Source organism: Escherichia coli (assembly GCF_036503815.1).
Taxonomy (GTDB): Bacteria; Pseudomonadota; Gammaproteobacteria; order Enterobacterales; family Enterobacteriaceae; genus Escherichia; species Escherichia coli_F.
In genome coordinates this window covers 428,789-443,222 of sequence record NZ_AP027764.1, presented here as the reverse complement: position 1 = coordinate 443,222, position 14,434 = coordinate 428,789, and the positions used below count along the sequence as shown (strand labels likewise).

Here is a 14,434-nt window from a genome sequence, read left to right as displayed (position 1 = left end):
TTAGGTTGTGCGACATGGATTTGTCGGGAGCCTCAAACCTCTTCGTTAGCAGCCATCCATAATCCATAAAGGTTGGCCAGCAAATAGCCTTCTTCACACGGGTTAACTTCCAGTGCGAATTCCTTCAACAACACCTGATGCAATTGTAAAATGGCTGACCAGTGGCTGGATTGCGCCAGCTCTGCCAGCAATTCGTTATCCAGCGGCTCTATTTCTTCACCACGGCGACTGCGCATCAGTGCGCTCGCCATATGTGTCATCGCCATCATTCCTTGCTCGCTGCGTACCGGTAGATGACACTCTGTTTCCAGTACGTTGACGACCTGCATCATGCCTTTGCAGATGTCCTTATCAATAACGCCTGCCTCACAAAGCAGGTTGAGTCTGGTTTCCATTTCAGATGCCTTTCGTTTAATAACTGGGTTCCTGTTCCCCACTGACTACTCGCTGTTGATGAGCAAGCAGGACGTGTTTATCTACAACCGTACGTAGTAGTTGTTGCATTGGGTAATCATCGGCACGCGTTAGTATCACGGCTTCAGTAGCCTGTAAAAATCGCGGATCGTTCGTCAGTGGCATCGCTTCTAATCCCAGCATGGCCAGTTCGCTCTCCGCTACCACGTTCCAGATCACCGCATCGACATCGCCTTTAACAATGCGTTGTAAACTCTCGTGATATGAGAGATCGACACGTTCTACATCGCTACTGCCAAAAAAGACATCGGTCATAATTTTCTGATCCGCCGAACGGTTATCCAGCCCCACGCGTTTCACCTTTGCAGACTCCCCTTTACGGCAAATCAACTGATGCTCACCAACGTAGGTATGCGGCCCCAACTCCAGCGCGAGGCATAAGCCTTTTTGTGTGAGATAACTTTCCGCCGCCAGTCGGGAAACCACCGCCATGTCATACACGCCATTAAGCAGACACTCCACGCGAATATCCGCGCCGCGCATATGCGCATAGTAAAAAGGAATGCCATCAAACTGGGCTTTCAGCCCGCTTGCTAAACCTTCGTACAAGCGGGTATAGGGCAAAGGCATGGCACACACAACGTTGTTGATATCCACATGACTCAGCAGTGCTTTGTTATCCATTTCCACCAGATAACTGCCATTGCGCCCGCGGCGTTCAATTCGTATCGCACCGCTTGATTCCAGCGTTTTCAACGCGGCCTGCGTCAGGCCAACGGATGAATGGCATTCAGTTGCCAGTTCATCTATGGTTTTCAGTCGATTACCGCATTTTTCACCCAACAAATAACGGGCCAGTGTCGTGATGACGACGCCTTCTTTTTTGATAAACGTTCGACGCATAGTAAATTTTCATTAAATTGAATATTTATATATTCAGGAATTCGAAGATAAGGCGCAACAGCGAGATGTGGAAACGGCGAGGCGCTTCACATTTTTTCGGATTATTGCAAATAGGAGGATAAAAAACCGGGTTTCCCCGGTTTCAGAGTGATGACGAATTGATTTATTCGACAATGCGAGCAGAGGGTAATTCGCACTGGCGCTTGCCTGCTCCCCTCACCCTAACCCTCTCCCCAAAGGGGCGAGGGGACTGTCCGAGCGTTTTGATATTACGGCTTCGCCACAAATCCAATCGCTTCGTACACCGCTTTTAGCGTACGGGAAGCGTGTGCGCTGGCTTTTTCTGCGCCGTCTTTCATCACCTGTTGCAGGAAGGCTTCGTCGTTGCGGAAACGGTGATAACGTTCCTGCAATTCAGTCAGCATACCAGAAACGGCATCAGCCACTTCGCCTTTCAGATGACCATACATCTTGCCTTCGAACTGTTTTTCCAGTTCCGGGATGCTCTGGCCAGTTACCGCAGAAAGGATATCCAGCAGGTTGGAAACGCCCGCTTTATTCTGCACGTCGTAACGAACTACCGGCGGCTCGTCGGAGTCAGTGACCGCGCGTTTGATTTTCTTAACTACCGATTTCGGATCTTCCAGCAGGCCGATAACGTTATTGCGGTTATCGTCAGACTTGGACATCTTCTTGGTCGGCTCCAGCAGAGACATTACGCGCGCGCCAGATTTCGGAATAAACGGCTCCGGTACTTTAAAAATATCGCCATACAGCGCGTTGAAACGCTGGGCGATATCGCGGCTCAGTTCCAGGTGCTGTTTCTGGTCTTCACCCACCGGCACCAGGTTGGTTTGATACAGTAGGATATCCGCCGCCATCAGCACCGGATAGTCAAACAGACCCGCGTTGATGTTCTCGGCATAACGCGCAGATTTATCTTTAAACTGGGTCATACGGCTCAGTTCGCCGAAGTAGGTATAGCAGTTCAGTGCCCAGCCTAACTGCGCATGTTCCGGCACGTGGGACTGAACAAAAATGGTGCTTTTCTCAGGATCGATACCACAAGCCAGATACAAGGCCAGCGTATCCAGCGTCGCTTTACGCAGCTTCTGTGCATCCTGGCGCACGGTGATCGCGTGTTGGTCAACGATACAGTAAATGCAATGGTAGTCATCCTGCATGTTTACCCACTGACGCAGCGCACCCATGTAGTTACCAATGGTCAATTCACCTGAGGGCTGTGCGCCACTAAAAACGATGGGCTTAGTCATTTTTCGATTCCTGATTTTCGCTATGCGGAAGCCCTAGTGCGGGCAGAAGGTCATTGATAGACTGATAAATTACATCAGGCTGGCTAAGATCGATAGCCTCGCCGTAGTTATATCCATAGGTTAAACCAACAGAAGGGCAACCTGCCGCTTTTGCTGCCTGAATATCATTGCGTGAGTCGCCAACAAACAGCATCTGTTGTGGGGCAATGCCCATCCGCTCAGCCACCAGTAACAGTGGGTCCGGATGCGGTTTTTTGTTTTGCACATCATCGCCGCCAATGACCACGCTAAAGTATTTTGCGATATCTAAGGCTTCGAGCAGTGGCGCGACGAACGGCGTCGGTTTGTTGGTGACCAGACCTAGCGGCAGGCCTTTTGCCTGCAATGCGCCCAGCGTATCGGCAACGTGCGGGAACAAAAACGTCCCCTCTTCGGCAACCTCGCCATAGTAGCGATCAAACAGTTTACGCAGAATACGTACCTGTTCTTCTGCCGGAATGTCGTCATCAACGGGCGGTTTACCCATTGTTTTACGCAGAGTCGCACGTTCCTGACGCGCCCAGGTCAATGCACGCTCCATCAGAACATCTGCGCCATTACCAATCCAGGTAATAACACGCTCTTCACCTGCGACGGGCAACTCCAGCGCATACAGCGCCATATCTACCGCAGCAGCCAGACCAGGAGCACTGTCGACCAGCGTACCATCGAGATCAAAAGCGACGCCGCGAATATCTTCAAACTTATTCATGACTTACCTTTGCCAGTTCACTGCGCATTTCATCAATGACCTTTTTGTAGTCTGGCTGATCGAAAATGGCCGAACCAGCGACGAACATATCGGCACCTGCCGCAGCGATTTCGCCAATGTTGTTCACCTTCACGCCGCCGTCCACTTCCAGTCGAATGTCGAAGCCAGACTCGTCGATACGACGACGTACTTCGCGCAGTTTATCCAGTGTTTGAGGAATGAAAGACTGACCGCCGAAACCAGGGTTGACGGACATCAGTAGGATCACATCCAGCTTATCCATCACGTAATCCAGATAGCTCAGCGGTGTCGCCGGGTTAAATACCAGCCCCGCTTTACAGCCATTTTCTTTAATCAGTTGCAGCGTGCGGTCAACATGCTCGGAGGCTTCTGGATGAAAAGTTATGATGCTGGCACCAGCGGCAGCGAAATCTGGCACAATGCGATCGACCGGTTTCACCATCAGATGCACATCAATAGGGGCAGTAATGCCATAATTACGCAGAGATTTCAGCACCATCGGCCCAATCGTCAGATTGGGAACATAGTGGTTATCCATGACGTCAAAATGCACGACATCAGCGCCAGCTGCCAGGGCTTTTGCGGTATCTTCACCCAGGCGGGCAAAATCAGCCGACAGAATTGAGGGGGCAATCAAATACTGTTTCATCCGCTTCTCCTTGAGAATTATTTTTTCGCGGGTGAAACGACTCCTGGTTTGTACAAAGCCAGCAGTTCGTCCACCTTTTTACGTGTGCCGCCGTTGCTGCTTATACTGCGTCGAACTTTGACGACATGCAATTTTGCGCGCTGATACCACTCACGCGTTAACATCGTATCGTGATTGGAGATCAGCACTGGAATATGGCGCTCAACCAGACCTTCGGCGATCTCCGCCAGATGCGCTTGTTGTTCAAGCGTAAAACTGTTTGTGTGATACGCCGTAAAGTTGGCGGTCGCAGACAGCGGCGCATAAGGCGGATCGCAATAGACGACGGATGCATCATCTGCGCGCGCCATGCTATCGGCGTAAGACTCACAATAGAAAAAGGCATTCTGCGCTTTTTCAGCGAAGTGATACAACTCTGCTTCCGGGAAATAGGGTTTTTTGTAGCGGCCAAACGGCACGTTAAACTCACCGCGCAGATTGTAACGACACAGGCCGTTGTAACCGTAGCGGTTCAAATATAAAAACAGTACCGCCCGACGGAACGGATCCTGGCTTTTGTTGAACTCTTCGCGGAACTGATAGTAAACCTCGGCGCAATTTGTTTCGGGAACAAACAGCTCGCGTGCGGCCTGTACGTACTCATCAGTACGCATCTTCACAATGTTATAGAGACTGATCAGGTCGCTATTGATATCGGCAAGGATATAACGAGAAAAGTCGGTGTTGAGAAACACCGACCCGGCACCTACAAAAGGCTCAACCAGACATTCGCCCTTGGGCAAATGCCGTTTAATATCATCAAGCAGGGGATACTTGCCCCCTGCCCACTTCAAAAAAGCGCGATTTTTCTTCATGCTGACTAACTAATTACACCTTCTCCGGCTGTGGAGAAAGCTCCGACAGCATCCAGCGCTTCAGGCAACTCCCGCGATGATAAACCATTGCGGGAGATAACCTTGATTACTTCAGATCGGCCTGTACCTGACGCAGCGGTTTCGCCCACGGGTTTTTGGCCTGGACATCTGCTGGCAATGTAGATACCGCTTTTTTCGCCTCTTCTTTCGAAGCGTACACGCCAGAAACCAGGACATACCACGGCTGACCATTACGCGTCGTTTCATAGACAACGTAGTTTTTCAGATTCTCTTTCTTCGCCCAACCGTTCAGGTTGTCGTAGTTAGAGGAACTGCTCAGCTGCAGAGTGTAATGGCTGGACGGTGCCGATTTCAACGAACCAACATTACCTGCGGTCTTCCCTCCAGCGGCTGGTGTTGCCGTGGTTTGCGCCGGGGATGCCGTCTGTACTGGAGCCGTAGTTGCGGTCTCTTTTGGTGCTGGCGTAGAGGTCGCAGCCGGTGCCTTCGTGCTCGCCACAGGAGCAGCTGGTTCAGTACGCTTCGGCGTCTGTGCTACCGGCTTCGGTTCCGTTTTCACGGTTGCTTGCGGTTTTTTCGGTTCAATCACCGCCTGCTGGCGAGCTGGACGCGTAGTGGCCGGACGTTCAGCGGTTTGCGTTTTCGCCGTGTCACGCGATGCATTGCCATTGCGAACAGGCGCGACCGTCGCGGGTTCAGTCGGCAACGTGGAATTGACCGCCACATTATTCAACTGTTGCTGATTTTGTGGCTGGGTCAGCGCATTGTTCAGGTCACCCTGCACTTCAACACGTTGTTGACCATCCGTTGCCGCCGGGGTTTGCCCTTGAGTCGGCGTAGAAGAGATCGGCGGCAGAGAAACATCCTGCTGAGTATTTTCCGCAGACGTGGTTCCCGGCGCTGGCTGCACGCCATTCGCCTGATCGGTCGCATTGCCAGCAAGATCAATACTCTTCTCGCCAGACGCGGTTTGATCGCTGGAAGAGGTCGAGGGGGCTTTTAGCGCAGAACCGATACCGATGATCAACAGCAGGAGAACCAGAATGCCGACGCCCATCATCATATACTGACGAGAAGCGGGTTTACTGGCTGCTTTTTTGCGCTTACGCGGACGACGCTCTACGCGCTCTTCATCCACGGTTTCATCTTCGGATTCGTCAATTTCTTCTTCGATTTCCGGTTCCTCATTGCGCTCTTTTTGCGCACGAGTCGGACGGCGATCGTCAGTGTCATCAAGTTCAATATCATCAAAATTGATCTGCGGTTCGCCACGTTCAGTACGCTCAGAAGATTGACGAGAACGACCAGTACGACGATCGCTGGGATCGGGTTTCAGCTCGTCTTCTGGTTTGAATTCATCCATTTAACACCCCACTAAAAGGTTAATGCTTACCACGTTGCAATTAACCTGAAGCTAATAGACCGCTTGATAAGCGGCCTGACCTTTCTTGTTGTTACGCTGATTGACAATCGGCAATGGCGTTAAGAACAAGCTCGTGCGAAACGCCGCTGCGAACTTCACTCTTACCAATTGCCAACGGAAGAATTAAGCGCATCTCTCCCGCAAGGACTTTCTTGTCACGCAGCATATGCGGTAAATACGCCTGCGCGGACATTTCGCGCGGCCCATTGACCGGTAACCCAGCCCGCGTGAGCAGGGTTATAATACGCTGCGTTTCGGCAGAACTGAACTGCCCGAGACGTTCCGACGTCCGCGCCGCCATCACCATACCCGCAGCAACCGCTTCACCATGTAACCAATTGCCATACCCCATTTCAGCTTCAATGGCATGACCAAAGGTGTGTCCCAGATTCAGTAAAGCACGTAACCCGGTTTCGCGCTCGTCGGCAGCGACAACTTCTGCCTTCAGTTCACAACAACGGCGAATACAGTACGCCATTGCCGGACCGTCCAGACGCAACAACGCATCCAGATTCTCTTCCAGCCAGTTGAAAAACGCACCGTCAAGAATAATGCCGTATTTGATGACTTCTGCCAGCCCCGACGCTAACTCACGCGGGGGAAGCGTTTTCAGACAGTCGAGATCCACCACCACTGAAGCAGGCTGGTAGAACGCGCCAATCATGTTTTTACCGAGGGGATGGTTGACCGCGGTTTTGCCGCCAACGGAGGAATCGACCTGCGACAGTAACGTCGTCGGGACTTGAATGAAACGTACACCACGCTGATAACTCGCCGCCGCGAAGCCGGTCAGATCGCCCACTACGCCGCCGCCAAGCGCCACCAGCGTAGTATCGCGACCATGAGGCTTTTGTAACAATGCCGTAAAGACGGTATCGAGTACAGCCAGGCTTTTATACTGCTCGCCGTCAGGGAGGATAACGCTATCGACGTTAACACCCGCCTGTTCAAGTACGCCGCGGACCTTATCGAGATACAGAGGAGCCAGGGTTTCGTTGGTGACCAACATAACCTGCTCGCCCGATTTCAGCGGTAAGAATGAAGCTGGTTCATTAAACAAACCAGATGCGATGGTAATTGGGTAACTACGTTCCCCGAGAGTAACGACAATCCTCTCCATAACGCGACATCCACCTTAATTACTGTACCCGCAGACGAGTGTATATAAAGCCAGAATTAGTTGCTTTCCAGCATGTGAATAATCTGGTTTGCGACCACTTTAGCGCTTTGATCATCAGTACGAATGGTCACGTCGGCAATCTCTTCATACAGCGGATTGCGTTCATTGGCCAACGCTTCCAGAACTTCACGCGGCGGTGTTTCAACGTGCAGCAACGGGCGTTTTTTATCACGCTGCGTGCGTGCAAGTTGCTTTTCGATGGTCGTTTCAAGATAAACGACAACGCCACGAGCGGAAAGACGGTTACGCGTTTCGCGGGATTTCACAGAGCCGCCGCCAGTAGCCAGCACAATACCCTGTTTCTCGGTCAACTCATTGATGACCTTTTCTTCGCGATCGCGGAAGCCTTCTTCGCCTTCTAAATCGAAAACCCAGCCCACATCAGCTCCGGTTCGTTTCTCAATCTCTTGATCGGAATCGTAAAATTCCATATTGAGTTGTTGAGCTAACTGGCGCCCAATAGTGCTTTTTCCGGCACCCATAGGCCCAACCAGAAAGATATTGCGTTTCTCTGCCATTTTTTCGGTACTACTAAGACTATTCGTTAATGATAAACCCGCTTCGCTCAGAGAGCGCCGCAGGACATGAACTGAAACCTCATAAGATATTGCGAGAGTCAGACTGAAAATTATCTCAATACTCCAGCGGGTTTGGCAACTGAATAAATCACCCATCCCTCTGCATATCTGGTCGCTGCAAGCGCGCTGCCTTGCTACCACCGCTCTGGCGATAAATCACCGGGTAAGATTAGCGTAAAAAAGACAACAAAATGCCGCCTGAATGATAAATCATCATCATGGAACGCAGGCAGCGAAGAGCACCAACTCTCAAATCGGTACTCCTTGTATGCTAAATACCTGCGCGCGTCAAATAGATGAAACACGTTCAGCGTAAAAACATTACCGCTTTTACGGCTGTTTACTCACTGGAAACCAGTCGTGGCGTGATAAACACCACTAACTCGCGTCGTTCATCTTCTTTTCCGTCATGACGAAATAATTGCCCGAACCAGGGAATGTCGCCAAGCAACGGTACGCTATCCTGACCCGATTTATTTTTACGGGTAAAAATGCCACCCAGCGCCAACGTTTCTCCGCTTTTGACCTCGACCTGCGTTTCGATCTCCTGCTTATCAATCGCCAGCACTTCGCCATCGGCCTGCTGTAGCACCTGCCCCGGAACGTTCTGGCTGATGTGTAATTTCAGCCGGATGCGACCTTTTTGTAACACCGTGGGCGTAACTTCCATCCCCAGGACGGCCTCTTTAAATTCCACCGACGTCGCGCCACTTTCCCCGCTGGAAACCTGATATGGAATTTCGCTCCCCTGTTTAATGCTGGCAGGCTGAAGATGTGAGGCCAGCAGACGCGGACTGGCGATAATATCCAGCTGCTGTTTTTGTTCGAGCGCGGAAAGCTCAAGATCCAGTAAACGTCCGTTGATGCGTCCAATGTTAAAACCGACATGCGTTGTCGCCGTCGCTACGGAGAGGTCGCTGTCAAGCGTGGTGACTTGCCCAACGCCACCAGCTTGTTGCGCATCAGCCAACGTCCATTTCACGCCTAACTCACGCAAACTTTTTTCATTAATGGTGACAATATGCGCCGACAGCTCAACCTGCCCGACCGGCAGATCCATTTGCGCTACCCACTGTTCAAGCGCGCTTAACGCCGCTTTGTTATCTCGCAGCAAAAGGCGATTGGTGCGTTTATCGACGGTCATACTCCCTTTGGCACTCAGTAGCTTCTCCCCCGCTTTCGCCAGTTCTCCCGCGTCGGCGTATTGCAGGGTTATACTGCGATTTTCCAGCGGCAGATTTGCCTGCGCCCGCGCCTGCTCCGCCTCCTGACGGGCGATATTGTCATTCTGCCAGGCAACGGAATGCACCGAGAGAATGTTGCCCTCCTGACGCGTTATCAGTCCGGCGCTTTTCACTACAGTTTGTAGTGCTTGCTTCCAGGGAACATCTGTTAGATGTAACGACACCGTACCGCTGACGTCTGGCGACACCACCAGGTTCAACTTCTCCTGTTCAGCCAGCGCCTGCAACACCTGAGCTACCGGAACGTCATCCACCATCAGCGTCACTTTTTGCGGCTTTGCCGCCTGTACGCCGGGTATCAGCATCAACAGTAGTGCGGCTATCCATTGCTTCATTTGTATCTCCTTGCCGTTGCCACAACCAGTGTGGCGGTTCGCAGTTTGTCCCGGTTCCCAGCGTTAGTGCGTCTGGTGTTAGCTGTAAGATCGTCCAGCCGTTTTCCAGCACATCGTTTTGCTGCACCCGTCGCCATTTTTTTTGCCCATCTTTTATTACACCGATGATGCGCTCGCCTCGCCCTACCATCCCCTGATAGCGCCACTGGCTAAGTTCGCTAATCCGGCATAGATCTTCCGGCGGTTTAAAAGGGTCACGCATACCGGTTAAAAGGCACAATGCAATACCTGCCAACAACCAGCGTTTAACCCTCATGCGGCGTCTCCAGTTGTAGCGTGAACAAAAGGTCATCACCTTCCACGCTTAACGAAAAACGGCTCACGCTGACGTTGCGCTCTGCCAGCCGTGTAAATGCCGACGGCACTGCTTCCCACAGCGTTTTCAACGCCAACTCACCTCCCTGCGCGGATGGATGCCAGTAAACCAGTTGCGCGTCGGATAACTGAAAATCCAGTGGCGAAAAGGGCTGCGTTTTTTCCTCGCTGAAGGGAGTGGTGTTTACCAGGCGATACAGTGCGGCCCACTGCTGGTAATGACTTGCCCGTAGTCGAATTAATGCGTCGCTCTCTTCCTGGTGTGTCGATGACAGAAAAATGAGCGTAACTAACATCATCAACCAGAATGCCCAGCAAAGCTGGCGGAGGCGGGGTGATGTGGCGAACCACCAGTCAAAGAGCATGTCCATCGCTAACCTTCCTTGTTAACTGATACTCAAATTGCCAGCGTCCCTGCGCATCCTGCTGCGTGGCCCCCCGCTGATTGAGATGAAAAGAAGCATCCTGGCGGAGTGACGTTTCCAGCGCGTTTAACGCGGTAATGCTTGTTGTTAGCCCCTTGATCTCCAGCGTTCCCTGCTGCCAGCTTATCGTTGTCAGCCAGGCGTGCTCGGGTAAAAGCGCCGCCAGTGCTTCCAGCGCAGATTGCCAGTCACGGGTAAATTGTCGCTGGCGCTGCCTTTGCAAACGCTGCTCACGAATTTGTTGGCGCTCCAGCAAACGTGGTTTCGTTATTTGTAAGCTGTGGGCGAGTTGTTGTTCCGCCTGAAGCAAAACGGCATCTACGCGAGCTTCGGCGTTGCTTGTCAGACGCAATATTAGCGTTATCCCGACGGTCAGCAGCAGAGGCGCAACGAACATCAGCAACCAGAAACGAAGAAAAGCGGTCCGGCGTTGCTGTCGCCAGGGCAAAAAATTAATTGGCGGGTTCATCAGTACGCCTTCCCTAGCGCCAGCCCCAGCGCGATGGCAAAGTCTCCACCTGGCGGCGGTAGCGGCGGCTGACGAACAGAAACCGCCTCCCAGGGGTCAAATCCGCCTTCGCCACATAGCGCGACGCTTTCGGGATCAACGGATAACGCTGCCGCCAGCTCCTTCGCGCTAGTCATCCCCACCGCCAGTTTGCGCCCCCAGCTATAGCGCGTCGCCCACAGCCACTGTTCGTTATCACGCCAGGCCAGACATTGCTGATGAGAAGGTAAAAAAGGCAGGAATCGCTGTAATGCACTGGCATCCGGGGTGATCGCACTAACATGAACACGCAACCTTTCTGCCAGAGTAAGCAGCGTTGCCAGCTCTTTGCTTTGCGCGGCAGTCACGTTATAGGCGGGACTGAGTGAGTCTTCGCTGTAATCGAAGCGCAGGGAGTCCGGATCCATATCCAGCTCGCGGGCCATCGTCCCGGACAGCCAGGCCGTTTGCTCCCGCTCACCAAGGGACATCGACGGGCGCGGAAATGACCGCTGTAATGTGCGACTGGCGGGAAACGCCAACATAATGTGATGACGCTGCGGCAGTTCGCGACTCCACGGTAACAACGTTTTAGCCAGCCGCTGTGCATCGACAATCCGCCCATCTTTGATTATGTCGTTCGCCAGCGGCAACCGCCACCAGCGTTGCAAAAAGCATTCTTTTGCGCCCCGCACGATCGCAACCGCCACCGCTTCTTGCTGTTGTAAATGCAAACCAATTTGCCAGATCTTAAATGCCATCGTGATGATCTCCTTATCACCCGTCACTCTGACGGGTATATCAATGCGTCTGGCTTGCCTTTATACTACCGCGCGTTTGTTTATAAACTGCCCAAATGAAACTAAATGGGAAATTTCCAGTGAAGTTCGTAAAGTATTTTTTGATCCTTGCAGTCTGTTGCATTCTGCTGGGAGCAGGCTCGATTTATGGCCTATACCGCTACATCGAGCCACAACTGCCGGATGTGGCGACATTAAAAGATGTTCGCCTGCAAATTCCGATGCAGATTTACAGCGCCGATGGCGAGCTGATTGCTCAATACGGTGAGAAACGTCGTATTCCGGTTACGTTGGATCAAATCCCGCCGGAGATGGTGAAAGCCTTTATCGCGACGGAAGACAGCCGCTTCTACGAGCATCACGGCGTTGACCCGGTGGGGATCTTCCGTGCGGCAAGTGTGGCGCTGTTCTCCGGCCACGCGTCACAAGGGGCGAGTACCATTACCCAGCAGCTGGCGAGAAACTTCTTCCTCAGTCCAGAACGCACGCTGATGCGTAAGATTAAGGAAGTCTTCCTCGCGATTCGCATTGAACAGTTGCTGACGAAAGACGAGATCCTCGAGCTTTATCTGAACAAGATTTACCTCGGTTACCGCGCCTATGGTGTCGGTGCTGCGGCACAAGTCTATTTCGGTAAAACGGTCGACCAACTGACGCTGAACGAAATGGCGGTGATAGCCGGGCTGCCGAAAGCGCCTTCCACCTTTAATCCGCTCTACTCAATGGATCGTGCCGTCGCGCGGCGTAACGTCGTACTGTCGCGGATGCTGGATGAAGGGTATATCACCCAACAACAGTTCGATCAGACACGCACTGAGGCGATTAACGCTAACTATCACGCGCCGGAGATTGCTTTCTCTGCGCCGTACCTGAGCGAAATGGTGCGCCAGGAGATGTATAACCGTTATGGCGAAAGTGCCTATGAAGACGGTTATCGCATTTACACCACCATCACCCGCAAAGTACAGCAGGCCGCACAGCAGGCAGTACGTAATAACGTGCTGGACTACGACATGCGCCACGGCTATCGCGGCCCGGCAAATGTGCTGTGGAGAGTGGGCGAATCGGCGTGGGATAACAACAAGATTACCGATACGCTGAAGGCGCTGCCGACCTATGGTCCGCTGCTGCCTGCCGCAGTCACCAGCGCCAATCCTCAGGAAGCGACGGCGATGCTGGCGGACGGGTCGACCGTCGCATTGAGTATGGAAGGCGTTCGCTGGGCGCGTCCTTACCGTTCGGATACTCAGCAGGGACCGACGCCGCGTAAAGTGACCGATGTTCTGCAAACGGGTCAGCAAATCTGGGTTCGTCAGGTTGGCGATGCATGGTGGCTGGCACAAGTGCCGGAAGTGAACTCGGCGCTGGTGTCGATCAATCCGCAAAACGGTGCCGTTATGGCGCTGGTCGGTGGCTTTGATTTCAATCAGAGCAAGTTTAACCGCGCCACCCAGGCACTGCGTCAGGTAGGTTCCAACATCAAACCGTTCCTCTACACCGCGGCGATGGATAAAGGTCTGACGCTGGCAAGTATGTTGAACGATGTGCCAATTTCCCGCTGGGATGCAGGTGCCGGTTCTGACTGGCAGCCGAAGAACTCACCACCACAGTATGCCGGTCCAATTCGCTTACGTCAGGGACTGGGCCAGTCGAAAAACGTGGTGATGGTACGCGCAATGCGGGCGATGGGCGTCGACTACGCTGCAGAATATCTGCAACGCTTCGGCTTCCCGGCGCAAAACATTGTCCACACCGAATCGCTGGCGCTGGGTTCAGCGTCCTTCACCCCAATGCAGGTGGCGCGCGGCTACGCGGTAATGGCGAACGGCGGCTTCCTGGTGGACCCGTGGTTTATCAGCAAAATTGAAAACGATCAGGGCGGCGTGATTTTCGAAGCGAAACCGAAAGTAGCCTGCCCGGAATGCGATATTCCGGTGATTTACGGTGATACGCAGAAATCGAACGTGCTGGAAAATAACGATGTTGAAGATGTCGCTATCTCCCGCGAGCAGCAGAATGTTTCTGTACCAATGCCGCAGCTGGAGCAGGCGAATCAGGCGTTAGTCGCGAAGACTGGCGCGCAGGAGTACGCACCGCACGTCATCAACACTCCGCTGGCATTCCTGATTAAGAGTGCTTTGAACACCAATATCTTTGGTGAGCCAGGCTGGCAGGGTACCGGCTGGCGTGCAGGTCGTGATTTGCAGCGTCGCGATATCGGCGGGAAAACCGGTACCACTAACAGTTCGAAAGATGCGTGGTTTTCGGGTTACGGTCCGGGCGTTGTGACCTCGGTCTGGATTGGCTTTGATGATCACCGCCGTAATCTCGGTCATACAACGGCTTCCGGAGCGATTAAAGATCAGATCTCAGGTTACGAAGGCGGTGCCAAGAGTGCCCAGCCTGCATGGGACGCTTATATGAAAGCCGTTCTTGAAGGCGTGCCGGAACAGCCACTGACGCCGCCGCCGGGTATTGTGACGGTGAATATCGATCGCAGCACCGGGCAGTTAGCTAATGGTGGCAACAGCCGCGAAGAGTATTTCATCGAAGGTACACAGCCGACACAACAGGCGGTGCACGAGGTGGGAACGACCATTATCGATAATGGCGAGGCACAGGAATTGTTCTGATTAAAAAGGCGCTTCGGCGCCTTTTTCTGTTTGCTGACAAAGTGTCACTTTATTTATACCGGATACG

The 14,434-nt window shown here is 52.8% G+C and carries 15 protein-coding genes; 1 reads left to right on the top strand and 14 read right to left on the bottom strand.

The annotated features are described in order from the left end of the window. Window positions 1–32: 32 nt before the first annotated feature. The 14 genes from yhfY to hofM all read right to left on the bottom strand — a co-directional run bounded on the left by yhfY (window position 33) and on the right by hofM (window position 11,695). Window positions 33–395 (bottom strand): hypothetical protein, encoded by a 363-nt coding sequence (yhfY, locus tag AABJ99_RS02000; protein ID WP_002432776.1) that lies wholly within the window; start codon window positions 393–395, stop codon window positions 33–35. Window positions 396–411: 16 nt separating this feature from the next. Further along, window positions 412–1,317, bottom strand: coding sequence for a GntR family transcriptional regulator YhfZ (gene yhfZ, locus AABJ99_RS01995; protein ID WP_039020606.1), 906 nt, complete (start codon window positions 1,315–1,317; stop codon window positions 412–414). 269 nt (window positions 1,318–1,586) lie between these two features. Next, on the bottom strand, window positions 1,587–2,591 hold the full coding sequence (gene trpS, locus AABJ99_RS01990) for a tryptophan--tRNA ligase (RefSeq protein WP_000165543.1): 1,005 nt from the start codon (window positions 2,589–2,591) through the stop codon (window positions 1,587–1,589). Then, window positions 2,584–3,342 (bottom strand): phosphoglycolate phosphatase, encoded by a 759-nt coding sequence (gph, locus tag AABJ99_RS01985; protein WP_001031720.1) that lies wholly within the window; start codon window positions 3,340–3,342, stop codon window positions 2,584–2,586. The genes trpS and gph overlap by 8 nt, the downstream gene beginning before the upstream one ends. Next, a complete protein-coding gene (gene rpe, locus AABJ99_RS01980; protein ID WP_000816280.1) occupies window positions 3,335–4,012 on the bottom strand; it encodes a ribulose-phosphate 3-epimerase in 678 nt (225 codons plus the stop codon). The genes gph and rpe overlap by 8 nt, the downstream gene beginning before the upstream one ends. 17 nt (window positions 4,013–4,029) lie before the next feature. Beyond that, window positions 4,030–4,866, bottom strand: coding sequence for an adenine-specific DNA-methyltransferase (gene dam, locus AABJ99_RS01975; protein ID WP_000742143.1), 837 nt, complete (start codon window positions 4,864–4,866; stop codon window positions 4,030–4,032). Window positions 4,867–4,972: 106 nt separating this feature from the next. Beyond that, complete coding sequence (damX, locus tag AABJ99_RS01970) at window positions 4,973–6,250, bottom strand: cell division protein DamX (RefSeq protein ID WP_000343231.1); 1,278 nt, start codon at window positions 6,248–6,250, stop codon at window positions 4,973–4,975. Between the two features lie 91 nt (window positions 6,251–6,341). Next, entirely contained in the window at window positions 6,342–7,430 is a 1,089-nt protein-coding gene (gene aroB / locus AABJ99_RS01965) for a 3-dehydroquinate synthase (protein ID WP_000439850.1), read from the bottom strand. A 56-nt stretch (window positions 7,431–7,486) separates the two neighbouring features. Continuing rightward, complete coding sequence (gene aroK / locus AABJ99_RS01960; protein WP_000818618.1) at window positions 7,487–8,008, bottom strand: shikimate kinase AroK; 522 nt, start codon at window positions 8,006–8,008, stop codon at window positions 7,487–7,489. Between the two features lie 400 nt (window positions 8,009–8,408). Then, window positions 8,409–9,647, bottom strand: a complete 1,239-nt coding sequence (gene hofQ, locus AABJ99_RS01955; protein ID WP_072039595.1) for a DNA uptake porin HofQ — start codon at window positions 9,645–9,647, stop codon at window positions 8,409–8,411. Continuing rightward, the gene (gene hofP, locus AABJ99_RS01950) at window positions 9,559–9,963 is read right to left on the bottom strand and encodes a DNA utilization protein HofP (RefSeq protein ID WP_001264137.1); all 405 of its coding nucleotides are present in this window, start codon (window positions 9,961–9,963) and stop codon (window positions 9,559–9,561) included. The genes hofQ and hofP overlap by 89 nt, the downstream gene beginning before the upstream one ends. After that, complete coding sequence (hofO, locus tag AABJ99_RS01945) at window positions 9,953–10,393, bottom strand: DNA utilization protein HofO (RefSeq protein WP_039020608.1); 441 nt, start codon at window positions 10,391–10,393, stop codon at window positions 9,953–9,955. The genes hofP and hofO overlap by 11 nt, the downstream gene beginning before the upstream one ends. Further along, complete coding sequence (hofN, locus tag AABJ99_RS01940) at window positions 10,377–10,916, bottom strand: DNA utilization protein HofN (protein WP_039020609.1); 540 nt, start codon at window positions 10,914–10,916, stop codon at window positions 10,377–10,379. The genes hofO and hofN overlap by 17 nt, the downstream gene beginning before the upstream one ends. Further along, window positions 10,916–11,695, bottom strand: a complete 780-nt coding sequence (gene hofM, locus AABJ99_RS01935) for a DNA utilization protein HofM (RefSeq protein ID WP_001354999.1) — start codon at window positions 11,693–11,695, stop codon at window positions 10,916–10,918. The genes hofN and hofM overlap by 1 nt, the downstream gene beginning before the upstream one ends. A 119-nt stretch (window positions 11,696–11,814) precedes the next feature. On the opposite strand from hofM, the gene mrcA reads away from it, so the two are divergent. Then, complete coding sequence (gene mrcA / locus AABJ99_RS01930; RefSeq protein WP_105277457.1) at window positions 11,815–14,367, top strand: peptidoglycan glycosyltransferase/peptidoglycan DD-transpeptidase MrcA; 2,553 nt, start codon at window positions 11,815–11,817, stop codon at window positions 14,365–14,367. The last annotated feature ends 67 nt before the right edge of the window (window positions 14,368–14,434 follow it).

What these genes read in the sequence shown, in the direction of transcription:
- yhfY (WP_002432776.1), bottom strand. Translation starts at nt 395, where the DNA reads ATGGAAACCAGACTCAACCTGCTTTGTGAGGCAGGCGTTATTGATAAG.
- yhfZ (WP_039020606.1), bottom strand. Translation starts at nt 1,317, where the DNA reads ATGCGTCGAACGTTTATCAAAAAAGAAGGCGTCGTCATCACGACACTG.
- trpS (WP_000165543.1), bottom strand. Translation starts at nt 2,591, where the DNA reads ATGACTAAGCCCATCGTTTTTAGTGGCGCACAGCCCTCAGGTGAATTG.
- gph (WP_001031720.1), bottom strand. Translation starts at nt 3,342, where the DNA reads ATGAATAAGTTTGAAGATATTCGCGGCGTCGCTTTTGATCTCGATGGT.
- rpe (WP_000816280.1), bottom strand. Translation starts at nt 4,012, where the DNA reads ATGAAACAGTATTTGATTGCCCCCTCAATTCTGTCGGCTGATTTTGCC.
- dam (WP_000742143.1), bottom strand. Translation starts at nt 4,866, where the DNA reads ATGAAGAAAAATCGCGCTTTTTTGAAGTGGGCAGGGGGCAAGTATCCC.
- damX (WP_000343231.1), bottom strand. Translation starts at nt 6,250, where the DNA reads ATGGATGAATTCAAACCAGAAGACGAGCTGAAACCCGATCCCAGCGAT.
- aroB (WP_000439850.1), bottom strand. Translation starts at nt 7,430, where the DNA reads ATGGAGAGGATTGTCGTTACTCTCGGGGAACGTAGTTACCCAATTACC.
- aroK (WP_000818618.1), bottom strand. Translation starts at nt 8,008, where the DNA reads ATGGCAGAGAAACGCAATATCTTTCTGGTTGGGCCTATGGGTGCCGGA.
- hofQ (WP_072039595.1), bottom strand. Translation starts at nt 9,647, where the DNA reads ATGAAGCAATGGATAGCCGCACTACTGTTGATGCTGATACCCGGCGTA.
- hofP (WP_001264137.1), bottom strand. Translation starts at nt 9,963, where the DNA reads ATGAGGGTTAAACGCTGGTTGTTGGCAGGTATTGCATTGTGCCTTTTA.
- hofO (WP_039020608.1), bottom strand. Translation starts at nt 10,393, where the DNA reads ATGGACATGCTCTTTGACTGGTGGTTCGCCACATCACCCCGCCTCCGC.
- hofN (WP_039020609.1), bottom strand. Translation starts at nt 10,916, where the DNA reads ATGAACCCGCCAATTAATTTTTTGCCCTGGCGACAGCAACGCCGGACC.
- hofM (WP_001354999.1), bottom strand. Translation starts at nt 11,695, where the DNA reads ATGGCATTTAAGATCTGGCAAATTGGTTTGCATTTACAACAGCAAGAA.